This window comes from Ruegeria sp. C8, assembly GCF_056537565.1.
This window is the reverse complement of record NZ_JBQFRV010000016.1, coordinates 72,848-99,688: the sequence shown is the minus strand read 5'-3', so window position 1 is coordinate 99,688 and position 26,841 is coordinate 72,848. Positions and strand designations below refer to the sequence as shown.

At 56.5% G+C, this 26,841-nt stretch carries 20 protein-coding genes; 14 read left to right on the top strand and 6 right to left on the bottom strand.

Going from position 1 to position 26,841, the window contains the following annotated elements:
* Nucleotides 1–95: 95 nt before the first annotated feature.
* The 8 genes from ACR0KL_RS18675 (at nt 96) to amaB (ending at nt 13,018) form a co-directional block, all read left to right on the top strand.
* Entirely contained in the window at nt 96–3,050 is a 2,955-nt protein-coding gene (locus ACR0KL_RS18675) for an AAA family ATPase (protein WP_480777380.1), read from the top strand.
* A gap of 137 nt (nt 3,051–3,187) precedes the next feature.
* Complete coding sequence (locus tag ACR0KL_RS18670; RefSeq protein WP_480777379.1) at nt 3,188–4,105, top strand: hypothetical protein; 918 nt, start codon at nt 3,188–3,190, stop codon at nt 4,103–4,105.
* 831 nt (nt 4,106–4,936) lie between these two features.
* The gene (locus ACR0KL_RS18665; protein WP_480777378.1) at nt 4,937–6,049 is read left to right on the top strand and encodes a hypothetical protein; all 1,113 of its coding nucleotides are present in this window, start codon (nt 4,937–4,939) and stop codon (nt 6,047–6,049) included.
* 255 nt (nt 6,050–6,304) lie between these two features.
* Nucleotides 6,305–8,227, top strand: coding sequence for a DUF3604 domain-containing protein (locus tag ACR0KL_RS18660; protein ID WP_170679680.1), 1,923 nt, complete (start codon nt 6,305–6,307; stop codon nt 8,225–8,227).
* Nucleotides 8,228–8,377: 150 nt separating this feature from the next.
* Nucleotides 8,378–9,208, top strand: a complete 831-nt coding sequence (locus ACR0KL_RS18655; RefSeq protein ID WP_170679678.1) for a peptidyl-prolyl cis-trans isomerase — start codon at nt 8,378–8,380, stop codon at nt 9,206–9,208.
* Nucleotides 9,205–10,194, top strand: coding sequence for a HupE/UreJ family protein (locus tag ACR0KL_RS18650; RefSeq protein ID WP_170679676.1), 990 nt, complete (start codon nt 9,205–9,207; stop codon nt 10,192–10,194). Before ACR0KL_RS18655 ends, ACR0KL_RS18650 begins: the two co-directional genes overlap by 4 nt.
* A gap of 202 nt (nt 10,195–10,396) precedes the next feature.
* Complete coding sequence (locus ACR0KL_RS18645) at nt 10,397–11,503, top strand: saccharopine dehydrogenase NADP-binding domain-containing protein (protein ID WP_170679673.1); 1,107 nt, start codon at nt 10,397–10,399, stop codon at nt 11,501–11,503.
* Between the two features lie 18 nt (nt 11,504–11,521).
* Nucleotides 11,522–13,018, top strand: coding sequence for an L-piperidine-6-carboxylate dehydrogenase (gene amaB / locus ACR0KL_RS18640; protein ID WP_170679692.1), 1,497 nt, complete (start codon nt 11,522–11,524; stop codon nt 13,016–13,018).
* Nucleotides 13,019–13,054: 36 nt separating this feature from the next.
* Here the strand turns inward: amaB and ACR0KL_RS18635 are convergent, their stop codons facing one another.
* Nucleotides 13,055–14,632, bottom strand: coding sequence for a DUF5928 domain-containing protein (locus tag ACR0KL_RS18635; protein WP_480777377.1), 1,578 nt, complete (start codon nt 14,630–14,632; stop codon nt 13,055–13,057).
* A gap of 141 nt (nt 14,633–14,773) precedes the next feature.
* Here ACR0KL_RS18635 and ACR0KL_RS18630 point away from each other — a divergent pair, with 141 nt between their 5' ends.
* The gene (locus ACR0KL_RS18630; protein ID WP_170679669.1) at nt 14,774–15,592 is read left to right on the top strand and encodes a sulfotransferase family protein; all 819 of its coding nucleotides are present in this window, start codon (nt 14,774–14,776) and stop codon (nt 15,590–15,592) included.
* Nucleotides 15,593–15,998: 406 nt separating this feature from the next.
* Here ACR0KL_RS18630 and ilvD read toward each other — a convergent pair whose 3' ends face one another.
* Complete coding sequence (gene ilvD / locus ACR0KL_RS18625) at nt 15,999–17,831, bottom strand: dihydroxy-acid dehydratase (protein ID WP_170679667.1); 1,833 nt, start codon at nt 17,829–17,831, stop codon at nt 15,999–16,001.
* Nucleotides 17,832–17,937: 106 nt separating this feature from the next.
* On the opposite strand from ilvD, the gene ACR0KL_RS18620 reads away from it, so the two are divergent.
* The 4 genes from ACR0KL_RS18620 (at nt 17,938) to ACR0KL_RS18605 (ending at nt 20,898) form a co-directional block, all read left to right on the top strand.
* Nucleotides 17,938–18,492, top strand: coding sequence for a helix-turn-helix domain-containing protein (locus tag ACR0KL_RS18620; protein WP_170379801.1), 555 nt, complete (start codon nt 17,938–17,940; stop codon nt 18,490–18,492).
* Between the two features lie 24 nt (nt 18,493–18,516).
* On the top strand, nt 18,517–18,789 hold the full coding sequence (locus ACR0KL_RS18615; protein ID WP_170679665.1) for a CBU_0592 family membrane protein: 273 nt from the start codon (nt 18,517–18,519) through the stop codon (nt 18,787–18,789).
* A 70-nt stretch (nt 18,790–18,859) separates the two neighbouring features.
* Complete coding sequence (gene sseA / locus ACR0KL_RS18610) at nt 18,860–19,714, top strand: 3-mercaptopyruvate sulfurtransferase (RefSeq protein ID WP_170679663.1); 855 nt, start codon at nt 18,860–18,862, stop codon at nt 19,712–19,714.
* Nucleotides 19,714–20,898, top strand: a complete 1,185-nt coding sequence (locus tag ACR0KL_RS18605; RefSeq protein WP_480777376.1) for an amino acid aminotransferase — start codon at nt 19,714–19,716, stop codon at nt 20,896–20,898. Before sseA ends, ACR0KL_RS18605 begins: the two co-directional genes overlap by 1 nt.
* 56 nt (nt 20,899–20,954) lie before the next feature.
* Here ACR0KL_RS18605 and ACR0KL_RS18600 read toward each other — a convergent pair whose 3' ends face one another.
* The 3 genes from ACR0KL_RS18600 to ACR0KL_RS18590 all read right to left on the bottom strand — a co-directional run bounded on the left by ACR0KL_RS18600 (nt 20,955) and on the right by ACR0KL_RS18590 (nt 23,164).
* Complete coding sequence (locus tag ACR0KL_RS18600; protein ID WP_170679659.1) at nt 20,955–21,320, bottom strand: SpoIIAA family protein; 366 nt, start codon at nt 21,318–21,320, stop codon at nt 20,955–20,957.
* A gap of 157 nt (nt 21,321–21,477) precedes the next feature.
* Nucleotides 21,478–22,791, bottom strand: coding sequence for an ammonium transporter (locus ACR0KL_RS18595; protein ID WP_170472706.1), 1,314 nt, complete (start codon nt 22,789–22,791; stop codon nt 21,478–21,480).
* 34 nt (nt 22,792–22,825) lie between these two features.
* Entirely contained in the window at nt 22,826–23,164 is a 339-nt protein-coding gene (locus tag ACR0KL_RS18590) for a P-II family nitrogen regulator (protein ID WP_170379789.1), read from the bottom strand.
* Between the two features lie 260 nt (nt 23,165–23,424).
* Between ACR0KL_RS18590 and ACR0KL_RS18585 the strand changes: the two genes are divergently transcribed.
* On the top strand, nt 23,425–25,611 hold the full coding sequence (locus ACR0KL_RS18585; RefSeq protein WP_170679657.1) for a PBP1A family penicillin-binding protein: 2,187 nt from the start codon (nt 23,425–23,427) through the stop codon (nt 25,609–25,611).
* Nucleotides 25,612–25,684: 73 nt separating this feature from the next.
* Here the strand turns inward: ACR0KL_RS18585 and leuB are convergent, their stop codons facing one another.
* Nucleotides 25,685–26,788 (bottom strand): 3-isopropylmalate dehydrogenase, encoded by a 1,104-nt coding sequence (leuB, locus tag ACR0KL_RS18580; protein WP_480777375.1) that lies wholly within the window; start codon nt 26,786–26,788, stop codon nt 25,685–25,687.
* Nucleotides 26,789–26,841: the final 53 nt, after the last annotated feature.

Genomic DNA, 26,841 nt, shown 5'->3' with positions numbered 1-26,841 from the left:
CTTTCAAAAAGCAAGATGTTCGCGTATCGGATCTTCCTATTCTAACGAAGAACGATCTGATTGAGATCGGACTTCCGATTGGGCCGCGTAGGCGAATGCTAGCCGCTATCTCGCAGATGACGCACCCGGAAACAATGGCAACCAAGGCTCCCGAACTTCGCCATCTTACGTTGATGTTTTCTGATCTTGTTGGTTCTACTCAACTTTCTGAGGAACTTGATATCGAGTCATATAGAGATCTTCTAAATGACTACCAATCACTTTGTTCACAAGCGATAGATGCTCATTATGGTCATTTGGCTCAGTTTCAAGGCGACGGTGTCGTCGCCTACTTTGGGTATCCCAAGGCAGAAGAGGACGACGCGGAGAGAGCTGTACTTGCGGGAATTGAAATCTGTCGAAAATTGGCTGAACCAGCGTTTCAAGGCCGAGAACCGATGCAGGCGCGAATCGGTATCGCAACCGGCAATGTCGTAGTTGAGGCTCGTGGTGGACATGGACTTGCATTAAGTGATGTCCCAAACCTAGCCGCGCGTATCCAGGCTGTAGCTGAACCAGGTACAGTTGCCGTAAGCAGCGAGACCAAAGATCTGCTTGGTCGAAATTTCGATTGCAAACCACTTGGGTTCTATGAATTCAAAGGCTTCTCCGAACCAATCGGTATTTGGCGGGTGCATGGTGTAAACGCGGCAGAATTACGCTTTGTGGCTAGGCAGCGTGGCAGTCTCGCGCCGATGGTCGGCCGCGGATCTGAGCTCCTTCAACTCAAAAAGTGTTGGAACGATGTGCGTGTGGATGGCACCAAAGTGGTCTCGATTTGCGGCGAAGCGGGAATCGGGAAGTCAAGGATTGTTGAGGCATTCAATGAAACGGTTTCAACAAATGACAGGCTAAGACTGAACTTTCAGTGTCTACCAAATCACTCTGGAAGCGTCTTTTTTCCCGTGACTCAGGCGATCGCCCAAGCCGCAGGAATTGCGAGAAAAGACACAGAGGCTCAAAGCCTTGTTAAGCTGCAACACCTGCTGTCCAAGTGGACCGATGATCAAAAAGCGGCGCTTACGGTCTTTGCGCATTCCCTCTCGATCTCGCTACCAACACTGCCAGAACAACCCTCTACACCGCCGGAACAATTGAAAGAACAGTTTTTGGAAGTCTTCGTGGCGGCCATACAAAGGCTAGCAGATAAAAAACCACTTGTGTTGTTGTTTGAAGATTTGCATTGGGTTGATCCGTCTTCTGAGGAGCTTATTGGCTTTTTGATTGAGCATCTCAAAAGCGCCCCGGTCCTGATACTATGCACTTACCGCCCGGATTACGAACCTCCTTGGGCTGGCCATGCAAATGTCACTTCAATCACGTTGGCTCGGCTTGGGGATGGCCAATCCAGGCAAATGCTAGGAAGTTTGGCGGGGTCATTCAGCATTTCTTCGGAACTCCAAGCTCGAATCATTGCCAAGACGGGCGGTGTACCTCTTTTTTTGGAAGAAATGGTGCGCATGGTTGAGCACAGGTTGACGACAACGAACTCAGACCAATCTCAGAACGAAGCTCTCTCTTTGCCATCAACTCTCAAGGATCTTTTGACCGCGCTGATCGATAACTTAGTTGTTCCCCGAGACTTTGTTTCTGTTTGTGCTGCAATAGGTCGGACGATTATTCCAGAAATGCTTGCTGCAGTTTCCAGCCTTTCGGAACAAGTGGTCAAGGCGCGTCTTGATCAACTGATAAATGCAAAGGTACTTGTTCGACATGGAGAAGGTGAAGGCATTTATTACATCTTCCGACATGCTCTGATTCAGGATGCTGCGTACGAACTTCTATTGCCTAGCCGTGCACGTGCTTTGCATAGAACTATTGCCGACGTGATTGCACAACAGTACCCGGAAATTGCGAGCAAAACACCTGAACAATTAGCTCGACATTACTCGCTGTCTGGAACACCAGATTTGGCACGCAATACATGGAAAGAAGCGGCCGAACGCGCTGCGCAACAATCTGCGACTGCTGAAGTTATATGCAATTTGAATGAAGCGATTTCAGAAAATGCGAAGATTGACGACGTTATCGATCGAGATTCACAGGAGCTTGCTCTACGCCGACTTCTTAACGTTGCATTGAACACTCACGCATTTGGCTCCAAAGAGGTTCGCAGCAATCGTGACCGGCTAAATCAATTGCTCAACGAAACGGACGCCAGTTTGCGCGACAGGTTTCTGGCACTAGTGGTCCAATACGGCTCGTTGTTGATGCTTGGTGATACAACCAGCGCTTTAAAGCTGTGTAAGGATATGGAGCGCATAGCAGAACTAACGGACGATTTGACCCTCAAGGCAATCTGGGCTCATAGCACAGGAATGTCCCATTTCATGTTGGGTGATTTTGACAAGGCGCTAGGGTTTTTTGATGTTGCATTAGAATTAAGACACAACATCGTCTCAGATAGTATACTAGAATACTATGCTGCTGATATTCGGTCTGTAGATACGGCGATGCGTGTTTGGGCTATAGCCGTTCAAACAGGTGAATGTTTGACCCTAGCAAAAACGATGGCGTTAGTCGAAAAAGAACCGCACGAGTTCTCCAAATGCTATGCCTTGGGGGTGATGGCTGCGGCGCATCAATTTGCTGGTAATGTCGAGGCAACCCGCCATCTCAGCGAAATTGGAATGAAAATTAGTGAAGAACGCGAATTTCAATACTGGCGAGCGTGGTGCGAGATCTTGAATGGCTGGGCGAAAGCACGTTCTGGATATCCAGTCGTTGGGGCTGACCAAATAAAAGTTGGAATAGACAACTATCTTGCTACTGGATCGACTCAAATGACACTTTACGCGCGAACGCTGCTAGCCGATGCCTTTTGTGTGGCAGATGATTTCGAATCTGGATTTAGCACACTTGAAGCCATCCGCTCAGACCCGCTCGCGCAATCGATCCGGTACCAGTGTACTTTGATAGATCAAGTTGAAACTAAAATAAAAAACCGGCAACGTCGTTCCATTATAGCGGGTTCGTTGGATCAAAGTCAGCAAGAGAAAGATGGGCATTAGCATCTCGAGTATTAAGCAATAGAAGTTTCCAGAAATACTTCTCGTGCCCGATTCCATATGAGAATCATGTCGTTTGTGATACATATATAGAGTTCTCTGACAGTTGATTTTCTATGATTTAATTAGGAGTGAGAAAGATGCCGATTAGTCAAATTTCGAAATTTCTGGGTGTTTCCGCATTCGTGTTTGGCACTTTTGCCACGGCGGTCTCATCACAGGAAAGTTCGGGCGAAACGATGGTCTCGCGTAACGTATTTGCCATAATTGAAGGATTGGACAAAGAACAAAGCCTCAGCTCGTTTACCATTGAAGTGGACAGGGAACGTCAACCGCTGGATATTGCCGCCCTCGCGCAGGACGTGGTGGACGGTAAATTGGATTACCGTAGCGATGATTTTGCTCAGATCTTAGTGGACGCCAAAGACAATGAACTGATTGGGAGTGATTTGGGTGCATTGGTCGATGCATACCAGGATGGTGGCATGCATGCCGTAGCGGCAGAGCAAGTCATTGCGTTTGTGCAGGGTGGCGCCGATTGCGTTGCGAACGGAGGCGTTCTTGCTTCGGATCGACCGCGTCTGATCCGAAGTGAGATGGACCTTCACTTCAATGTTGGACCATTGCCAGATGGAAGCAATTTCGGAAGGGGTCAGTTCGATGTCAGCTCAATTAAGGTGTTGTTGTGCGTTGTTGCGAACGCACCGGAAAACAGCTACCCAATTATTGTTGATAGACGGTGGGTGTTTAACGTCGGTGATGAAGCACTTATCGCGCAAACTGATGTTGAGTTTCCTCCGAATTCGGGAAAGATTTACCCATTCAACCTCAAAGCCAGTGGTGTTGGTATTGAGCTGGTTTCTTATTACGTATCGGGCATTCGGCAACCGAGAACAAATATTCTTTATAAGAAGTCTCCCAACTCGTGCATCGACATATTTTTTAACGTTGAACCAGTTGCCGACCAGCCTGTAATGATTTCGAAGCCTGGTGATCTTGTGTTTTGCGCAGGCGGAGCTTGTGGTGACAAGCCTCCGAAATTGGATGCGACACACTAGAGACTGACGGAACTCGGAAAGCGACATGGCATCGATCCGCGGGCCTTCAAAGTGGTGGGTTATGAACACCAAGACCACCCAAAGCGGCATGTCTGAAATTCAATGCATCGCTGATCTTGGCGCATCTTTGGCAAGTTTTTGCTTTGTTGCGTTCTCCAATTATCAGTCCCGTCGGTAGCGAAAACTGAGTTTGACTATCACCTAAACTCGTCAGGGCGAAGTGCTGCGACGGCGAATAAGCTGGACCGCCTCAGACCCCTCGCTGCGGGCAAAGCGGCTTTTTGCGTCAGCAATAATTACGTCTGCAAAAGGTTAATATGTCCGAGGCGTCGACGTTGGAATACCTGATGAACGACCAAACAATGCGGATGATTGCTTTGTCCGCGTAACGGGGGTCTGCGAGTTATAATCAGGATGTCTGCATGCGCTCTTAAACCTGACATTTCAGTCGCGTTCGGCAACGGTGGTTGCACCACCCCGCTACTAAAATACAAACCACCAAAGTCTTGTTTCGACCAACTTGATGAACGCCAACGCATGCAGTCCAAAACATGAAATATTCGGAATGTGATCATGCTCCCGCCGCAGAGCCGCATAGAGGGTCTGAAATTGAACCTTTGTTGTTGTTCGCTCGAACGGGTGCTGTTCGGGACAATCCAGACTTCCGCTGTTGCGTTCCTTGTCGTTGCCAACTTAAGGCGCAGAGGCAGAAAGCAGACTCCCGAAAGAGGCTAGTTCTCACAAGCTAATGCTTGAAAAGACAAAAGCTGAAAATCCACAGACTAATCTCCGGCTGGATAAAAAATCCTTAGCTGCTACTCTGATCCTATGGTGCAGGGCTTTGCACTTGGTTTAAGGGGTTTTTTCTGCAGCTTGAGAATAGTTCTGATCATATTAGCGACTATCTTCGGGCTTGTTGAACCGCGAGCCGGACACGCGTGTGGGGTTTGTATCGAGCGGCCCGAGGCATCGCTTGCAGATCACATCCTGTCGGCTGACTTCATAGTGTTGGCTGGTCCTTCGACCGAAAATCCATTCAAATACGGTGTGCAGGAGGTTCTGAAAGGACAATGGGAAAACCTCGACGACGTGCCGGACATTCCCTTCCTCATTGATAGCGTGACACGGCGCGCCTTTCGCTTGGATCCTACAAGATCTGTTTTGTTGACCTACGGGCCGGATTATCAAGAAAGCACTGATCGAAGCTTCTCGAAGGCGTGGCGGCGTATTTTTCTGGTCGACCCAAACAGAGCTGAATTTTTTGAGGACTTACGCTCGACCGGTGCATTGTGGACCTACGGCGAAACGGACACTCAGGACCGTGTTCAGTTTTTTGCCGAATATCTGTGGCACCCGGACACCGCGCTTCATAACGCGGCCCTGATAGAAATCGGGCGGGCACCCTACAAGCTTGTGCGCCCAATCGGTGACACGTCTACGACAAGGCAGATTCTGAGGGACTTCAACGATTTGAACCGCTTCCCCTACAGATCCGTCGCAATTCGCCTGTTGGGTCTGCAAACAGATTCACAGGCGCGCTCGATTGTGAAGGCGCGTTTCGCTGATGTGCTGGCTTCGGGCGACTTACATTCTTATGAGTGGGCACTTGCCGGTATAGAAGCGGAAGAGGAAGCCGCTATCAACGCAATCGGATTGGCGCTGCAAGACGGGCAAAAGACGTCGGTCGACAGACAGTCGCTTATTCGCGCTTTGGCTGAGGCCGGTGAATCGCAGGCAAGATTCAAGCCTCAAATCATCCAGATTTTCTCGGAAGCTTTAGAAACGGACTCGGACCTGGCCCTGCAGATTGCAATTGCAACGCGGCAATGGAGGAGTTCTCAGTTACACCAGCAGTTTGAGGCTTTGCTTGCCCGGGCTGATACGGACCCGGCCACTCAGTTTGCCCTCAACCTGGCTTTGGGGACTGGTGTGGCGACTGACTAAGCTGCGTTCGAACGGTGTTTGTGTTGCTTGGGTTTCGAACAACAAGGAACGCTTGAACCGCTTGGTGAAGGGCCGAAGCAAAGCGCGCCATAAAGCAGATCGAATTGGCGGCGATGGACGTTCAAATTACGACTGACGCACGCTTTCAAAAAAATTTCAAAGAAAGCAGAGACCTATGATATAGGTAAATTCTAATATGTTTTTCGCATGGGTGCCCGAAGGTACCTGACTTCATTTTTGTAAAGGGAGGTGAATATGTTTCGGCTATCCTTCTGTTTGGTTTCGCTTGTGTTGGCACCAACAAGCGTACTGTCTGACGCGGTTCCAAGCGAAGAGGCCGCAGAAGGCTTGTTCCAGGACCAACCGTATTCACCTTACGCCAACCGAAGTTTCCCTGAACGTCCACTTTGGGGGGATACGCATCTTCACACGGGCCTATCACTGGATGCCGGTGCGTTTGGCAACACTTTGCTGCCCGATGAAGCCTGGCGCTTTGCCAAGGGAGAGCAAGTTATCTCTTCCACGGGTCAACCTGTCCGGCTGTCACGACCGTTGGATTGGATGGTCCTGACGGACCATACTGACCTGATGGGATTTGCCCCAGACCTTCAGGCCGGCAAGCCGGGCGTTCTGTCTGATCCCAAAGGCTTGGAATGGTACGAAGGCTACAAGGCCGGAGGAGAAGAAGCTGGAAAAACGGCCTTTGATATCATCACCAATTTTTCGCAGATGACTTTACCCGAGGTGCTTCTGGAATCCTACAGCCCGGGCGCGGACGCGTTTGCGTTTACGTGGGAACATATTGTTCTCGCCGCCGAGCGGCACAATGACCCCGGCGAGTTCACGGCCTTCATCGGGTTTGAGTGGACCTCGGTCCCGAAGGGGTTCAACCTCCACCGGAACGTCATGCTGCGGGATGGCCCAATCCGGGCGCTTCAGATGGTTCCCCCGGTCACGCAACCGCCCTATGGTGATACGGATCCCAAGTCGCTCTATGCGTGGTTGGAGGAGTATCAGGAAAAAACCGGTGGCCGGGCTGTGGCCTTTGCCCATAACGGCAACCTGTCGAATGGTTGGATGTTCCCGACAGAAGATACCTATCACGGCGGCAAGGTCGACGAGGACTACGTCGCAGCCCGTGCGAAATGGGAGCCACACTATGAGGTCACGCAAATCAAGGGTGACGGCGAAGCGCACCCCTTCCTCAGCTCCGATGACGAGTTTGCAGACTACGAAAACTGGGACGTAGGCAATCTTGATATCACCGAGTTGAAAACCGATGACATGCTGGCCGGAGAATATGCCCGCGAAGCGCTTAAACGCGGTTTGATGCTGGAAGAGAAGTTCGGCGTAAACCCCTACAAGTTCGGAATGGGAGGGGCCACAGACAGTCATACCTCTTTGGCCACCGCGGAGGAGGACAACTTCTTCGGCAAGTCCGTAAGTGTCGAACCTTCGGCCTCAAGGATCAAACATCCGTTCATTGCCAATGACCTTGGCGAAATCCCCGGCGATCTGCTTGTGGCGTCCGGATATACGGCCGTCTGGGCGACCGAAAACACGCGTGCCGCGATTTTTGACGCGTTCAAGCGGCGCGAGACATATGCCACAACCGGCCCCCGGATTGGTCTGAGGTTCTTTGGCGGGTGGGATTTCAGTGACGCAGATGTGGAAACCCGCTTTCTTGCGGATGTTGGTTATACCAAGGGTGTCCCAATGGGGTCTGACCTGCGTCCACGCGAAGGGGATGGGGCTCCGTCCTTCCTGATCGCAGCGCTGCGTGACCCGGTTGGTGCCAATCTTGATCGCGTGCAGGTGGTCAAAGGGTGGCTGGATGCCGACGGCGCCATGCAGGAAAAAGTCTATGATGTAGCGTGGTCGGACGACCGCGTCGCGGACGGCAACGGCAAGATCCCAGCGGTTGGAAATACGGTTGACGTTGATACTGCCAGCTGGACCAACACAATCGGCACGGCGGAACTGGTCACCGTTTGGTCCGATCCTGATTTCGACCCGAATGAGCGTGCCTTCTACTATGTCCGGGCCATCGAAATCCCTACCCCGCGCTGGATCCTGTATGACAAACTGCGCTTCGGGGCCGAATTGCCTGAGGACGCGGTCCTGACACATCAGGAGCGCGCCTATTCCTCACCGATTTGGTATACGCCTTCCGAGTGAGCTGTCTTGAAAACTCAGCCGACCGCCGGAGTCTGGAATATCACTCCGGCGGTTTCCTTGCGCCTCACAGCAGGCAGGGCGTAGATTTATGTGCAAACCGTTTCCAACATTGACGGTCAGAACCTGATTGCATTTCCAGCAGGAGCCTTCATGCGTTTGCTAAAAGAACCGCTGTTCCATTTCTTCCTGATCGGGGCGGCCATATTCATCTGGTTCCACATCATATCTCCGGAATCCGAAGCAGCCGTAGACAGTGAGAGGATAGAAATCACCGAGCAGGACGTCACGCTGCTGTCTGAACAGTTTGAAGCCCGCTGGAAACGCCCACCGAACAGGGCCGAGCTGCAAGCGTTGGTCGACGCCTCAATCCGGGAAGAGGTTCTGGTGCGTGAGGCGAAGAAGCTTGGTCTTGATCGTGGTGACACAGTCATCCGATCCAGACTAAGCCAAAAGATGGGCTTTCTGACCGAAGCCATTGCCGCATCAGTTGTTCCGGAAGACGACGTGCTAGAGGCGTTTCGTCAGCAAAATCTGGATCAATACGCGACCCCTCAAAAGATTGCTTTCACTCAAGTCTTTCTGGGCGAAAACCCCGCTGACGGCGAAGTCGAACAGGCCCTGGAGGCGTTGCGTGCGCAGCAAGAACCGGCTGATCTCAGCAGATCGACCCTTTTGCCCGCCTCGATGCCCTTGTCAGCCACACGGGTTGTCGACTCGGTTTACGGAAATGGGTTCTCGGATGGTTTGACACCCCTCGCAAAAGGGGAATGGGCCGGTCCGGTTCTGTCGGGCTACGGTGTTCATCTGGTCAAGGTCCTTGAGATTGAACCCAGCCAGAACCCGCCATTGGAAGAGATTCACGAGGTCGTTTTGCGGGACTGGCTGCGTGCGACAGGCGAGGATCTGGCGCAGGCGCAATATGAAACACTGGCCCAAGGCTATGAAATCATCGCTCCGAATGTTGCGGAGCTGTCTGAATGAAGGCGGCACTCTGTTTTCTGATCTTGCTGCTGTTTTCATTCACGGCAGACAGGGCAAACGCGCATGCCCTTGATCCCGGTTACCTGGAAATACGCCAAATCGCGTCTGATAGTTGGAGCGTTCATTGGCGCAAACCGGATGTGAATGGCCGGCCAATGGCGATTGATGCCGTGTTGCCCGAGGTCTGCACCCCGGCACGAGGGCCAGACCCGGTGGCCGGGAACAGGGCCTGGGTCTCGTCGTGGATCGCAGAATGCAGCGCGGACATTGCCGGTCAGCCCATCGCGATTGAGGGCTTGGAGACCCAAAACAACGATGTTCTGGTGCGCCTGCATCCGTTGCAGTCAGAACCGTTGACCCTTCGTTTCACGCCGGATGCTGCCGTCCAGACCATACCGGTGGCACAGTCAACATGGTCCGTTCTGGCCGCGTATTCCGTCTTGGGGTTCGAGCATATCCTGGAAGGCTGGGACCATCTTCTGTTCGTCCTTGCCTTGTTCATTCTGGTCCGTGATCGCTGGCGGCTGGTCGGGGCCGTCACCGCGTTTACCCTGGCGCATTCGATCACTTTGGCGCTTGCTACCTTTGGCGTTCTGAACGTTCCTGGACCACCTGTCGAAGCTGTCATAGCGCTCTCGATCGTTTTTCTGGCGATGGAGATTGCAAAGGATGGCGAGGGCAGGTTCCGGCTGTCAAAGGAGAAACCATGGATCGTCTGCTTCGGCTTCGGGCTTTTGCACGGGCTGGGCTTTGCTGGCGCTCTGGCAGATATCGGTCTGCCTGCGAACGACATTCCCGCGGCTCTGCTGGCGTTCAACCTTGGCGTTGAAGCTGGGCAGCTGTGTTTCATTGGGGCTTTGGCCCTTGTGGTTGCAGTATGGCGGCAGGTTGCGTTGCCACTGGGCCAAAAGGCCACGATCGTTGCTGCCTATGGCATTGGTTCCGTGTCGATGTATTGGTTGATTGAGCGCACGGCCGGATTTTGACGCTAGGCTCTGCCTTAGGATAATGAACGCGTCTCTGCTTTTGATGACAGCTTCGCGACCTATGTCCAAAACCTGTTTCGTCAAAAAGGGAAAATAGCCCGTAAAAATGACGAAATCATCCGTTATATCGTCAATTTAACACCTGCGAAATGACGATATTCTCCGCCACTCTGGACTGAAAACCAGAAGGAGGAGGCGCGTTATGGGTTGGAATATTTGCATCGTAGGGGCTGGCAAGATCGGGCAGATGATCGCCACTCTGTTGAAAGGGTCTCCAAACTACAGCGTCTCGGTTGCGGATCATGACCTTAAGGCCTTGGGCGATATTGCCAAATTGGGCGTGGCGACCAAGCAGATTGATGCCTCGGATATTGAAGGTTTGGCGCAAGGGCTGAAGACATTTGACGCAGTGATCTCGGCGGCTCCGTTCTTTTTGACACCGAATATCGCGCAAGCTGCCCAGCAGGCCGGCGCGCACTATTTTGACCTGACCGAAGACGTCGCTGCTACCAATGCCGTGCGCGCTTTGGCGGAGAACAGCAAGACTGCATTCATGCCCCAATGCGGGTTGGCACCTGGTTTCGTCGGGATCGCGGGGGCATCGCTGGCGGCCGAATTTGATGAAATCGACAGCCTGCATATGCGGGTCGGGGCCTTGCCTCTCTTTCCGACCAACGCGTTGAAATACAACCTGACTTGGTCGACCGATGGACTGATCAACGAATACTGCAACCCGTGCGATGCCATCGTGAACGGCGAACGGGTGAAGACCGCTCCGTTAGAGGACTATGAGGTTCTGGGCCATGACGGGGTTGAGTATGAGTGCTTCAACACCTCAGGCGGACTTGGAACCCTTCCCGAAACCCTCGAGGGCGAGGCACGAGCGGTGTCCTACCGCTCGATCCGCTATCCGGGTCATTGTGACATCCTGAAACTGTTGTTGAACGATTTGGGACTGGGTCAACGCCGCGATCTTCTGAAAGAGATTTTTGAGGCCGCCCTTCCGCGCACTGATCAGGATGTTGTGCTTGTCTATTGCACTGCCAAGGGCAAGATCGACGGCGCCCTGCGCGAAAAATCCCTGATCAACAAAAGCTTCGCACGTGAGATCAACGGACAAGTCTGGAGCGCCATTCAGGTCACCACTGCAGCGGGCGTACTCGGCGTGGTTGATCTGATGCGTACGGGCGTTCTGCCCTCGAGCGGTTTTGTCCGGCAAGAGCAGGTGAAGCTGTCCGATTTCCTGAACACCGAATTTGGCCGGCTCTATCGGGCGGGCGACGTAACCCCACAGAACAAGGCGGCGTAAAAGATGAAAGACGTTGTGATGACTGCAGAAACCACTCTGGCAAACCTCGATCTGACCGCAGCAGAGCTGACAGGCGGTACGTTGGCGGTACGGTCTCCGATCGACGGGCGCACTCTGGCCGACGTGCACGAAACACCGGCCTCTGAAATGGAGGCGATCCTGACCAATGCCAAAACCGCCTTCAAAGCGTGGCGCACCGTGCCCGCCCCGCGGCGAGGGGAACTGATCCGTCTGCTGGGTGAGGAATTGCGCGCCGCCAAGGACGACCTGGGCGCCTTGGTCAGTTGGGAGGCGGGCAAGATCACCTCGGAAGGCTTGGGCGAAGTGCAGGAGATGATTGATATCTGCGATTTCGCCGTCGGCCTGTCGCGGCAGCTTTACGGTCTGACCATCGCCTCGGAACGTCCCGGCCACCGGATGATGGAGACTTGGCACCCGGCAGGTCCGGTTGGCGTGATCTCGGCCTTCAATTTCCCGGTTGCGGTCTGGTCGTGGAATGCGGCGCTGGCGCTTGTCTGCGGCGATCCGGTGATCTGGAAACCGTCTGAGAAGACGCCTCTGACCGCGATGGCCTGCCAGAAGATCTTTGAACGCGCGCTGGCCCGGTTCGGGGATGCGCCCGACAATCTGCTGCAAACGCTGATTGGCGGCGCTGCTCTGGGTGAAGCTCTGGTAGCCAGCGAAGACGTGCCAGTGATTTCGGCCACCGGCTCGACGCGTATGGGCCGCGCGGTTGCGCCGATTGTGGCGGCGCGGTTCGGCAAGTGCATTTTGGAGCTTGGCGGGAACAATGCGATGATTGTCGGCCCGTCGGCCGATCTGGAAATGGCGGTGCGGGCGATTGTCTTCTCGGCGGTCGGGACGGCGGGTCAGCGCTGCACGACACTGCGCCGCCTGATCGTCCATAACTCGATCAAGGATGAGTTGGTCGCGCGTCTGAAGAAAGCTTATGCCGGATTGCCCATTGGCGATCCGATGGCCGAGGGCACGTTGATCGGCCCGCTTGTCGATGAGGCCTCAGGCGCGGCGATGACAGCGGCGCTGAAGGCGGCTGAAGCCGAAGGCGGCGTGGTCTTTGGTGGAAAGCGCGTCACCGACGGCGTTCCGGGCGGTGTCTATATGGAGCCTGCCATCGTTGAAATGCCCGGCCAGACAGCAATGGTGAAAACGGAAACCTTCGCGCCGATCCTCTATGTCATGGGCTATGACGATTTCGACGATGCCATCGAGGTTCAGAACGGTGTGCCGCAGGGCCTTTCTTCGTGCGTCTTCACCTTGAACATGCGCGAGGCCGAGCAATTCCTGACCGCAGCCGGATCGGATTGCGGTATCGCCAACGTCAATATCGGCCCGTCCGGCGCCGAGATCGGTGGCGCTTTCGGTGGTGAAAAGGAAACCGGCGGCGGTCGCGAAAGCGGCTCGGACGCTTGGAAAGCCTATATGCGCCGTCAGACCAACACGGTGAACTATTCGGCAGAGCTGCCGCTGGCGCAGGGTGTAAAGTTCGACATCTGAACGCTCGTCCGGCGGCGTGATCGCGCCGCCGGGCCATCAATCTGAAAACAGATAGTCCAGCTGCATGATGGATTGGGCTGTCTCGTTTTTCACACCGAGGAACTTGGAGATTGCGGCCTCATTGTCGGCCCGATCCGATGTCTCGCGCAGGCGCAGATAGCCATCAATCCCGGCCTTGCGGATTTCTTCGGACTCGTGTGCCAGATCATTGCGCAGGGTTGGCAACAGGCGCGCGACGGTCTCGGTCGGGCTGTTTTCACCCGCCAAGCCAACACGGCGCGCATGGCCGATCAGGTAGTCGTCGGAATACTGACACTCGATCTCCAGCACATGGGTCTTGGCGGCATCGCCGCAGAAATCCTGAATGGCGTCCAGATTGGCCGGATCAAGGCACAACGCCAGTTGGTTCGATCCGAAATGATCAAACAGCATTCGCACAACGGCCCGTCTGTGGCGTGAACGTTTGGTCAGAGTCGTCTCGATCCCGCCCAGATCCGGCAGCGGAGTGTCCTGCTCGTTGAACAGATATTCGAGGCAAGGGATGTCGGTGACCGAAGCGATCTGATCCACCAACCGCTTTGCCACGTGCCACTTCTTGCAGACGATCAGAAACAGCTCTCTTTCCGGGCCCAGCGTATTCCCGGCCTCCCAGAACCGCTGGCCGAACCGGCGGCCTACGCGTCCACGCCCGGCAAGGAAGGCATAGAGGTTGCGTCCCTCATCCGAGATCGGGAAATCAACACCGGTGCTCGCGTAGAGCGTCCCGAGACGCTCTTTCAACTCATGCGCTTCGGGGCTGATCTTACGGGCAAACAGGTAATTCTGCCCCAGCAACATGTCGAAGTGATCATTGTAGAAGGTCACCGGCATGCCGTAATCCGAGAACATCAGGAAGGTTAGCGTGCGGTTTTCGATTTCGCTCTTCGGGATCAGGTGACGGACCAGCGTCTGAAAGAAGGTCTCGTCCGGGATCCAGGTAGAGGAGAAGAACCGGATCACATCGCGCCGCTGTTTCAGAAAATCCAAAATCATCTCGACCGTGCGGCGGCGCAGGCACCACCACTGGCTGCCGATCATCACCTGGATATCGTCGGGGATGTCGCGTTTGACGTTGAAGCGCTTCTGCAACTCGTAAGAGGTATAGAACCGCTTGGGCTGCGTGCGTTCGTTGAAGTAGTGGCGGTAAATCAGCCGGTCTTCTTTCATGCCGGTCTTGATCCAGTTGCTGGCAAAAAAGTCGTGGCTTTCGATGAAATCCGTGTCGTGTTCGTCCAGAAAGTTATGGGCGTATTCCGCGGTCTTGATAGCCATGCAATCGCCCGACAACATGTAGAAATGCGTCGCACGGGGAAAGGCGCTTTCAGCTGCTTGCAAGGCGTGCAGAGTGGCCTGCACCAAAGACCACTCACCCCAGCCGCATTTAATGCGTTTGGCGGCGAAGGTGACGTTCGGGTTGTCCTTCAGGGCCGTGCGAATGCGGTCATAGTCCGACGCCTTGGCCCGCGCATCGAAATGGATTGCCATACAATCGCCAACGGCGGTCAATTGCTCAGCCTGCGCGATGATCGCGTCGGGGTTCTTGTGACACAGCAATATGTAGGCAATCTTCGCCATGTGGGTCCGCTATTTCCGTTTCTGCCCGTTTGCACTCGTGATACTGAGGATGAGCGATTGAATAAACCGAATAGTTTTGGTTCTTTGCTTGTAAAACGACTTACGCGTAACAAGTTCCGAGATTTTGAGGAGGCATAGCAGATGGGGTTCCCCGGCACCTGGATGACCGAGAGTGAAAGCATGGTTTACCGTGTTGTGCCGAAATGTGCCTGCTCGACCATTGGCCAGATCATGTACTATTCCGACCACGGCCAGTTCTTTGATGGCGACATTCATGATGCCAAGGACGGGATGCACAAATGGGCCTTTGACCACAGCCAAGGCATGATCTCGGCCAATGTGCGCAATCATGGGTCTTATGCGTTCACCTGCGTGCGCAATCCCTATACGCGGATCCTCAGCTCATTCTTCGACAAGATCTGTGGCATTCAGCGCAACGGCAAGCGGTACCGAGGCAAGCTGGTGCCGACGCTGGTTTATAACTACGGGATCGAGGTTGGCGGCGACGATGGAAAGGGTGAGTTCGACCAGGTCGCCAGTTTCCGCCGCTTCCTTCTGTTTGCGCGGGATACGATCCGATGGCGCAGGCCGATGGACCCGGATATCCACTGGTCGGCCATGTCGGGGCATGTGTCGACCTTTGTGGTCAACGGCGGGCGCTACGACAACATTTTCTGGACTGAGAAGTTCAACGACGGGATGCAGGACGTTCTGAACCACATCGAGACCTCGCATACCGTAACCTTGTCCGAGATCCCGAGGTTTAACGAATCCGAAGGCCACGGACCCAAGCGCGCTCACCCGGTTGAGGACTATTTCGACGATCTTTCGATGCATCTGGTCTATGAGATCTACAAACAGGATTTCGAGCTGTTCAAATACGATTTCGAAAACCCCGCAAACAAGATGCCGGTGGGTGAGATCGACTTGGATGAAATCCACGCGAAACTCGGGTCGTAGTTCTGGCTGCTTTGGGGCAGGGGAACGCTCCCGCCCATCGTCAATGTCTCTGACGAGACATCTCCTCTGGTTGGGCCGGGCGCAACGCTTTGCGTGGCGCCCGGCCCAAGTCCGAACGGGGTATCGGCGAAGCCGATGGCGCGGGTCGGGCGCGGGAGCGTTTGGGATTGTTGTATTGATCGCAAGGTATCGAATCCCAGCGTACCGGGAGTTGGGGTTCATTGGACGCTCAGTTCGTGAGCGAGGTGCTGACGGCTAATTTCCGTATTCTGAATGACTTCTAAGTCGTGTCGGTCGCATGACTGTATCTCTGAGAGGAATGTCCGACTGAGGGATTGCTCCATGCGCCTCAAAAAGGCCCCACTCGCCTGGCGGATGGGGCCTTTGGGTTTCGCTCCCGAAGACGTTACAGCTCGCGTACCGCTCCCTTTGCTGCGCTGGTGGTCAGCTTTGCATAAGCCTTCAGCGCAGTGGACACTTTGCGTTTGCGCGGTGCGGCCGGGGCCCAGCCTTTTTCGTCCTGAACCTTGCGCCGTTCGGCCAGATCCTCATCCGAGACCGCCAGATGGATCGAGCGGGCAGGGATGTCGATTTCGATCTTGTCGCCGGTTTGCACCAGGCCGATGACGCCACCTTCAGCCGCCTCAGGCGAGACGTGACCAATCGACAGGCCCGATGTGCCGCCCGAGAAACGGCCGTCAGTCAAAAGGGCGCAGGCTTTGCCGAGACCTTTGGATTTCAGGTATGAGGTCGGGTACAGCATCTCCTGCATGCCCGGCCCTCCGCGCGGCCCTTCGTAGCGGATAACCACCACATCGCCCTCTTTCACCTTGCCGGTCAGGATGTCGCTAACCGCCTGATCCTGGCTTTCGCAGACATAGGCCGTACCGGTGAATTTCAGGATGTTCTCATCCACACCCGCGGTTTTTACGATACAACCGTCACGGGCGATATTGCCGAACAGAACTGCCAGACCACCGTCCTGACTGAACGCGTGCTCCTTAGAGCGGATGACGCCGCCTTCGCGGTTGGTGTCCAGCTCTTTATAGCGGTTCGACTGGCTAAAGGCCTGCGTGGTGCGCACGCCGCCGGGGGCCGCCTTGAACAGCTCCTGTGCCTTCGGGTTGTTGGCAACCTTGATGTCCCAGTTGGCAATCGCCTCGCCCATGGTAGCTGAATGCACGGTGCTGCAGCCTTCGTGCAGCAGCCCGGCGCGGCTCAGCTCTCCGAGGATCGAGAAGATGCCGCCTGCGCGGTGGACGTCCTCCATATGCACGTTCTCGGTGTTGGGCGCGACCTTGCACAGGCAGGGCACATTGCGGCTAAGGCGGTCCATGTCGGACATATCGAAATCGACGCCGCCCTCATAAGCGATGGCCAGCAGGTGCAGAACAGTGTTGGTCGATCCGCCCATCGCAATATCCAGCGACATCGCGTTCTCGAACGCATCAAAGGTGGCGATTTCGCGGGGTAGGAAGCCCTTCTCGTCCAGATCGTAGTGCCGTTTGGTGATCTCGACGATGCGGCGACCGGCTTCAAGGAACAGCTCTTTGCGGTCCGAATGGGTCGCCAGGGTCGAGCCGTTGCCGGGCAGCGCCAGACCCAGCGCCTCGGCCAGACAGTTCATCGAGTTCGCCGTGAACATGCCCGAGCAGGAGCCGCAGGTGGGGCAGGCGTTTTCCTCGATATGTTTGACCTGTTCGTCGGTGTACTTGTCGTCCGCTGCGGCAACCATCGCGTCGACCAGGTCGATCTTTTTAACATCCAGATCGGCGATGTCGATCTTGCCAGCCTCCATCGGGCCGCCCGAGACAAAGATCGCCGGAATGTTCAGGCGCATCGCGGCCATAAGCATGCCGGGGGTGATCTTGTCGCAGTTCGAAATACAGACCATCGCGTCCGCACAGTGCGCGTTGACCATATATTCCACCGAATCCGCGATCACCTCGCGCGAGGGCAACGAATAGAGCATGCCGTCGTGACCCATGGCGATGCCGTCATCCACGGCGATGGTGTTGAACTCTTTGGCGACACCACCGGCGGCCTCAACCTCGCGCGCAACCATCTGGCCCAGGTCTTTCAGGTGGACGTGACCGGGCACGAATTGGGTGAACGAGTTGACGATGGCGATGATCGGTTTGCCGAAATCGTCATCCTGCATACCGGTGGCGCGCCACAAGCCGCGGGCACCGGCCATGTTGCGGCCATGGGTAGAAGTTCTGGATCGGTACATTGGCATGATGCTGTTTCCCTTTTGCCCCGGTTGCGATATGCGGGGTGCGTACGTTATAGCGCACGTACCACATGTGCGTTATAACGCACAAGACAAATCGTTGGGCGCGGATATGGAATCGGACGAAATTACGCTGAAACTAAAGGAAGTGCGGGCGGCATCGGGCCTCAGCCTGTCCAAAGTGGCCGAGTTGACGGGTGTCAGCAAAGCCATGTTGGGCCAGATTGAGCGTGGCGAATCAAGCCCCACCATCGCGACCCTGTGGAAAATTGCCAAGGGGTTTCAGGTTCCGCTGAGCGCCTTGATCGGGACTTCGGACGCGCGCGCGCAGGGCGTGTTCCGGACCGTGACCTTTCCGGGCAGCATTCAGGTCAAGATCGTCTTTCCCTTCGATCCCGCCCTTGGGGCCGAGACCTTCCATGTCGAACTGGCCGCCAATCAAAGCCACGAATCCCCGGCCCACGCCGCCGGGGTGACCGAGGAGGTCTTCGTGCTGAACGGCGCACTAGAGGTTTTGCAGGATGGCAAATGGGTCGCCCTAAAAGCCGGTGAGGGGCTGCGCTTTGCCGCCGATCTGCCGCATGGGTATCGCGCTGGGCCAGATGGGGCGGCCTTTCTGAACATGCATCACTATTTTCAACCGGCCGAGCTGGCCTCGGTCGGGTAGCCCGGCCTTTCAGGATAATTTGCAATGACGGACGTGCTGAAAAGCCTGACTATCGTGGATGCCGTGGGATCAGCCGGCGCGCTTATCGTGGTAGCGGCCTATTTTGCAACGCAGATGCGGATGATGAATTCCGACGATCTGGCCTTTCCGGTGATCAATCTGCTGGGGTCGGTGCTGATCGCATACTCTTTGCTGCACAACTTCAATCTGGCCTCGATGCTGATCGAGGGGTTCTGGATCATCATCAGCGTGATCGGGATAATTCAGTACTTCCGGCTGAAACGGGGCGTGGAATAGCGCTAACCCGGCTTGAATACGGCCCTTTGCGCGTATAGGGAAAACCCAACCGCGCTTAGGGGAGGCTTTGATGCAAGACGATCCCAAAACCCTCGTTTCAACCGACTGGCTTGCCGCCCATCTGAAAGACCCGGATCTGCGGATTCTGGACGGATCGTGGTACCTGCCTGCGCAGAACCGTGATGCCAAGGCGGAGTATGACGCGGCACATATCCCCGGCGCCCGGTTCTTCGATATCGATGACATTTCAGACCACCGTTCGGACCTGCCGCATATGGCCCCTCCAGTCGAGAAATTCATGTCGCGCCTGCGCGCTATGGGAGTAGGCGATGGCCATCAAGTGGTGGTCTATGACGGGGCCGGGCTGATGTCGGCCGCGCGTGTCTGGTGGCTGTTCCGGCTGATGGGGCAAGAGAATGTCGCCGTTCTTGATGGTGGTCTACCTAAATGGCAGGCCGAGGGGCGCGAGGTCGAAGACCTGCCGCCCGTGATCCGCGATCGCCATATGACGGTGCGGGTGCAGAACCATCTGGTGCGGGACGTGACTCAGGTCTCGGCGGCTGCCAAGCTGGCCGATCATGAGATCATCGACGCCCGCTCGGCCCCGCGTTTCGAGGGCACCGAGGCCGAGCCGCGCGAAGGTCTGCGCTCGGGCCACATCCCGGGATCGCGCAACGTGCCCTTTGGCCAATTGCTGAACAAGAACGGCACGATGAAATCGCCCGAGGATTGCCGCGCCGTATTCGAGGCCGCAGGCGTGGATCTGTCGAAACCCGCGATCACCTCCTGTGGGTCGGGCGTGACAGCAGCGATCCTCAGCCTTGCGCTAGAGCGCATGGGCAAAAAAGACCACTCGCTTTATGACGGGTCATGGGCCGAATGGGGTGCCTTCCCAACCCTGCCTGTCGCAACCGGAGAGAACTGATGTTCGAGAACCTCAAGCCGCAGCCAGCTGACAAGATCCTGGCGCTGATGCAGATGTACCGTGAAGACCCGCGCGATCAGAAGATTGATCTGGGCGTCGGCGTCTACAAGAACGCCGAAGGCGTGACCCCGGTGATGCGCGCCGTCAAGGCCGCCGAAAAGCGCATTCTCGAAGAGCAGGAAACCAAAGCTTATACCGGTCTGGCAGGTGATCCGGCCTATGCCGATGCGATGATCGGCCTGATCCTCGGCGACGCAGTACCGCGCGCTAATATTGCCGCCGTTGCGACCCCGGGTGGCACCGGTGCCTGCCGTCAGGCGTTCGAGATGATCCGCATGGCCAACCCCGAGGCCCGCGTATTCGTGTCGAACCCGACATGGCCGAACCACCTGTCGATCCTGAACTATCTGGGCATGGAGTCTGTCCAGTATCGCTACTTCGACGGCGAAACCCGTGGTGTCGATTTCGATGGAATGATCGAAGACCTGAAAACCGCCAAGGCGGGCGACGTGGTTCTGCTGCATGGTTGCTGCCACAATCCCACCGGCGCGAACCTGAACCTGGTGCAGTGGCAAGAGGTCGTGAACCTGATCAACGAGCTTGGCCTCGTGGCGATGATCGACATCGCCTACCAGGGTTTCGGCGACGGTCTCGAAGAAGACGCGCAGGCAACCCGTCTGGTGGCCTCGTCGGTCAAGCGCTGCCTGATCGCAGCGTCCTGCTCGAAGAACTTCGGCGTGTACCGTGAGCGTACCGGCCTTCTGATGGCGATCAGCGATGACGCTGCACAGACCTCGCTGAACCAGTCGACGCTGGCCTTCCTGAACCGCCAGAACTATTCGTTCCCGCCGGATCACGGCGCGCGCGTTGTGACCACGATCCTGACCGATGACGCCTTGCGCGCCGATTGGCAGGCCGAACTGGAAGAGGTTCGCCTGTCCATGCTGGGATTGCGCCAGCAACTGGCCGATGAGTTGCAGCGCCTGACCGGGTCGGATCGGTTCAGCTTTGTCGCCCAGCACCGCGGTATGTTCTCACGTCTGGGTGCAGCACCTAAGCTGGTCGAGAAACTCCGTGCGGACCACGGGATCTACATGGTCGGCGACAGCCGGTTGAACATCGCCGGTCTGAACGCAAACACAGTGCCTATTTTGGCAAAAGCGATCGTGGATGTAGGCTGCTAAGCCACCCTTTGGAAATCAAGAAAGCCGCGAAATTCGCGGCTTTTTTGCTTTGAAGGTTAAGACTTGATCCAAGCCCAGGCTTTATCAAGTTCGTCGGTGGTAAAGTGCTTTTCACGGATGTCGATCATAGCGGCAAATTTCGCGTCGATCTCGACAAGGTGACCCAAGAACACGCTGTCAGCGACAATCGCCAGCTTACCAAGTTTCTTCACATTCTTGATGATCCATTTCAGATCAGTCATTGCGGCCTCAAATGTGGCAGAGACCCCTTTGTCGACGACCACGAGCACGCTGATCTTGGCGTGATCTTTTAGTATGTACTCGGCTTTTGCGATTAACTCACGTTCTTGCGTGATGTCGATTTTGCCAGAGATTTCTAGGCCAAGGATATTGCCCTCGCTTTGGTCCAGCACCTTGTACATAACTCTCTCCCGATCTGATGCACGTCTTTGCGACCGTTGATTGGTCGGCTGTGTTCAGTGTTCAGCCATATACCAGAGTTAAGGGTGCAAGGGATCGAACAAAAGTAAAATGGCCCGGCATTGCGCCGAGCCATTCCAATGGTTTTATGAGTGGCACTTACCCTTTCGAGAATTCGGGGTAAGCTTCCATGCCCAGTTCCGCCATGTCGAGGCCGTTGATCTCGTCCTCTTCGCTGACGCGGATGCCAAGGATGGCTTTGAGGATGGTCCACAGGATCAGTGCGCCGACAAAGGTGAACACACCGTAGGCCGCAATACCCAGCAGCTGGGTGCCCAGAGAGGCCTCACCGTAGAAGATGACGGCGATGGTGCCCCAGATACCTGCGAACAGGTGAACCGGGATTGCGCCGACAACGTCGTCCAGCTTGAACTTGTCCAGCATCGGGACAGTGAAGACCACGATGATACCGCCAACTGCACCGATCCACAGCGCACCGAACAGGGTCGGGGCCAGAGGTTCAGCGGTGATCGAAACCAGACCGGCCAGCGCGCCGTTCAGGACCATGGTCAGGTCAGGCTTTTTGTACAGCAGTTGGGTCAGGATCAGGGCTGTAACAGCACCCGAAGCGGCGGCCATGTTGGTGTTGGCAAAGATGCGCGATACGTCAGTTACGTCACCCACGGTGCCCATCGCCAGCTGCGAGCCGCCGTTGAAGCCGAACCAACCCAGCCACAGGATGAACGTACCCAAAGTTGCCAGCGCCAGGTTCGAACCGGGCATCGGGTGGACTTTGCCGTCCTTGTACTTGCCGATACGCGGGCCCAGAACGATCACGCCTGCCAGGGCTGCCCAGCCACCGACCGAGTGTACGACGGTCGAACCGGCGAAATCCGAGAAGCCAGCTTCAGACAACCAGCCGCCGCCCCACTGCCAGGAGCCCGAGATCGGGTACAGGATACCGGTCAGCACGACTACGAAGATCAAGAAGGGGAACAGCTTGATCCGCTCGGCCACGGCACCCGACACGATGGACGCGGTTGCAGCCACAAAGACCAGCTGGAAGAAGAAGTCCGACCCGATCGAGGCATAGTCCAAAGCAGCCTCGGCAGGGTCAACACCAACCGGGTCCAGCACGGTTGGGCCGCCAATGGCAAAGAAGCCATTGAAGTCGCCCGGGTACATCGTGTTGAAGCCAACCAGCCAGTACATGATCGCGGCAATGGAAAACAGCGCCACGTTCTTGATCATCTGCATGGCCACGTTCTTTGAACGCACCAGACCGCCTTCCAGCATGGCAAAGCCTGCCGCCATGAAGAAGACCAGGAAGCCCGCCATCAGGAACAGCAGGGTGGTGAAGATATACTGGGTGTGCAGCGCAGCTTCGCCTTCGGCGGCGGCCTCTTGCGCCAGACCCATCTGCGGCAGCGCGACAATCGCGGCAGCAGGGATGAGAGATTTCATCAGGTTCATAGTCAGTCCTCGAATGATAGTGAGTGTGGGCGCCTTACAGCGCCTCTTCGTTCGTTTCCCCAGTCCGCACGCGCATGGCCTGCTCGACATCGAGGACGAAAATCTTGCCGTCACCGATCTTGCCGGTCTTGGCTGTGTTGGTGATGGTCTCAACGATCTGATCGGCCATCGTTGCAGGTACAACGATCTCAAGCTTGATCTTGGGTACGAAGTTCACGGCGTATTCCGCGCCACGGTAGATTTCAGTGTGACCGGATTGCGAGCCGAAGCCCTTGATTTCGGTCACCATCATGCCGCGTACGCCCGCTTCGGTCAGTGCCTCGCGCACCTCCTCGAGCTTGAACGGCTTGATTGTCGCAATGATCAGTTTCACGTCTGTCCCCTCTACTACTCCGGATCGGGCCGGCTTGTTTGCACGTGCAGAAAAAGAGCGCGTGTCGGGGCGTTAAGGAACGATTCCCCGACGTGAAACCGACTGAAAATGACGCAATATTGCACAATTTTTGCACAAACAGTGTCTGATGATTAAAAAATAGGCAAAAATGGGAAGGATAGTTCCGGAAAATCGGACCTCAACATAGGCGGGACGTCAGGGTATGGTGAGGCAAAAGTATAAACGGGCAGAGTTTGAGCATGTCTGAGTCCAAGCGCCGCAAACCGACACTGGTCGCGGATAAAAGATACCCTTCGAAGGCGCGCAAACCTTCGACGACCATGCGGGCTGCCAAGCCCGCGGGCAAGAAGTCAACCGCCCGAAAAACCACGACCCGCAAGACGGCACGGAAGAAAACGCGCAAGCGGTCGGGCGGCAATGGCGGAGGTTTTTTCCGTCGTCTGTTCCGCTGGATCTGGCGGCTGGTCTGGGGCGTGACATGGCGCGTTGGGGCCGTGGTCGCCATGCTGATCGCGCTGGCGGTGGGCGTGGTCTATACCTCGCTGCCCGATGTCGATGCCTTGCTGGATGGTCGCGCACGCGGCTCGGTCACGATGTTGGACCGCGATGGCAAGGTCTTTGCCTGGCGCGGGGACCAGTTTGGCGGGGTGATCACCGCCGATACCGTTTCACCCCACCTCAAGAACGCCGTCATCGCGACCGAGGATAAACGGTTCTACCGCCATTTCGGCGTCAGCCCGCGCGGTGTGGCCAGCGCGGTTCGCATCAACCTGAGCGAAGGGCGCGGTCCGCTCTCGGGCCATGGCGGCTCGACCATCACGCAGCAGACGGCCAAGCTGCTGTGTCTGGGCGTACCTTACGACCCTGCCGCGTGGGAGTCGGAGGCCGCTTATGAGGCGGATTGCCGTCAGGGCTCGCTCTGGCGCAAAGGCAAAGAGGCGATTTATGCCCTGGCGATGGAGGTGAAATACTCCAAGGACGAAATCCTGACGATCTATCTGAACCGCGCATTCCTGGGGGCTGGTGCACGTGGGTTCGAAGCGGCCAGCCAGCGCTATTTCGGAAAATCTGCGGCCGAGGTTTCTCCTTCAGAAGCCGCGATGCTGGCCGGTCTCCTGGTGGCACCATCGCGCTATGCGCCGACGAACAACCTGCAGCGCTCGCAGGATCGGGCGCGACTTGTGGTTGGGCTGATGGAAGCGCAGGGCTACCTGTCCGGCGCGCAGGCCAGTGAAGCGCGTGCCCGTCCTGCGCAACTCTCCGAAGCCGCTGCTGCCCGTGCAGGCGGCTATTTCGCCGATTGGGTCATGGCCAGCGGGCCAGAGTTCTTCACCCGCAACACCACCGAGGATGTGGTGATCCGCACGACATTGGACCAGCGCATCCAGACCTCGGCCGAAGAGGCGCTGCAATTCATCTTTCAGGAGAAGGTCCGGGAAGGGTCGAAAGCGCAGGCCGCGATTGTTGTGATGTCGGCGGATGGGGCGGTGCGCGCCATGGTTGGCGGCCGCAAAACCCGCGTCTCGGGCGCGTTTAACCGCGCGACACAGGCGCTGCGGCAGACCGGGTCGTCGTTCAAGCCTTTTGTCTATGCTACTGCGTTGGAGCTTGGGTATTCGCCCTATGATACGGTGATGGATGAGCCCTACTGCGTGAACATCCCCGGATCGGGTCAATGGTGCCCCAAGAACTACACCAACAAATACTATGGGCAGGTTACGCTGGCGGACGCGCTCAAGAACTCTCTGAACATCCCAGCGGTGAAAGTGGCCGAGATTTCGGGCCTCGACAATGTGCGTACGGTCGCCACCGGTTTCGGGATCGCCAGCGATCTGGCACAAGGCCCCGCACTGGCGCTGGGCGCGTCGGAAAGCACCCTGATCGAGATGACGGGCGCGTATGCGGGTATTCTGAACGGCGGCTCGTCGGTTGAACCCTACGGCCTGACCGAATTGAAGCTGCTGGGCGATGAAACCCCGGTGATGGTGACGACCACGGGGATTGGTGAGCGGGTGATCAATGACAAAGCCGCCAAGGAACTGATCTGGATGATGGAGCGTGTGGTGTCCGAGGGCACAGGTGGCCGCGCCCAGCTGCCGGGATGGCAGGTGGCAGGCAAGACCGGAACGACCCAGGCGGCGCGGGATGCTTGGTTCATCGGGTTCACGGCCGACTACGTGGCCGGTGTCTGGATGGGCTATGACGACAACACGCCCCTGTCCGGTGTCACCGGAGGCGGGTTGCCGGCCGAAATCTGGAAAGAGACGATGCTGCGCGTGACCGAAGGGATGACGCCGACACCTCTGCCGATGATCACGCCAGAGCCGCCGGTGCAGGTCGCGCAACCTCAGCCCCGCCGCAATCAGGGCGGAGGGTTCGAGCGTGCCATCAACAACTTGATCCGGGATATCTTCGGCGGAAACTAGCGCGCTAGGGTCCAAGCATTAAAAAAGGCGGCACACCCGGTGCCGCCTTCTTCAATTCAAACGTGATCTGGGATCAGACGCTGGCGTCCAGCGCTGCCAGAATTGCGTCGCCCATTTCTGTGGTTGTAACCGGAGTCACACCTTCATCGGCCAGCAGGTCTGCGGTGCGAACGCCGTCGGCCAGCACTTTCTCAATCGCGGCTTCCAGACGGTCGGCTTCGTCCCCCTGATCAAAGCTGTAGCGCAGCGCCATTGCAAAGCTGAGAATACAGGCGATCGGGTTGGCTTTGCCTTCGCCCGCGATATCCGGTGCCGAGCCGTGTACCGGCTCATACATCGCCTTGGGACGACCATTCTCCATCGGGGCACCCAAGGAGGCCGAGGGCAGCATGCCCAGCGATCCGGTCAGCATTGCGGCGCAATCCGACAGGATGTCGCCGAACAGGTTGTCAGTCACGATCACGTCGAACTGCTTGGGCGCGCGCACCAGCTGCATCGCGCCGTTGTCGGCATACATGTGGGTGACTTCGACCTCGGGGTAATCCTTGGCGACCTCATTCACCACTTCGCGCCACAGAATGCCCGATTCCATGACATTGGCTTTTTCCATCGAGCAAAGCTTCTTGTTCCGGCGCATCGCCAGTTCAAAGGCCGAGCGCGCGGCGCGTTCGATCTCGGATTCGGTGTAGCGCTGAGTGTTGACGCCCACACGCTCATTGCCTTCCTCGAAGATGCCGCGCGGCTCGCCGAAATAGATGCCCGAGGTTAGCTCGCGCACGATCATGATATCCAGACCGGCTACAACATCGGTTTTCAGCGACGAGAAATCCGCCAGCGCGTCAAAGCATTGGGCCGGGCGCAGGTTGGAATAGAGGTCCATTTCCTTGCGCAGGCGCAGCAAGCCGCGTTCGGGCTTCAGGCTGAAGTCCAGATCGTCGTATTTCGGGCCGCCAACAGCGCCCAGCAGAACCGCGTCTACCTCTTGGGCTTTGGCCATGGTCTCATCCGACAGGGGTTTGCCATGGGCGTCATAGGCCGCACCGCCGACCAGATCCTCGCTCACGTCAAAGTGAAGGCCGCGGTTGGTGTCGAACCAAGAGATGATTCTGCGCACTTCGGCCATAACTTCCGGGCCAATTCCGTCTCCGGGCAGGATGAGGAGCGAGGGGTTGGACATCGACAGTCTCCTTGCGTTTCGTCGCAAAGGGCCTAGCGTCTGCGCCGCACCGG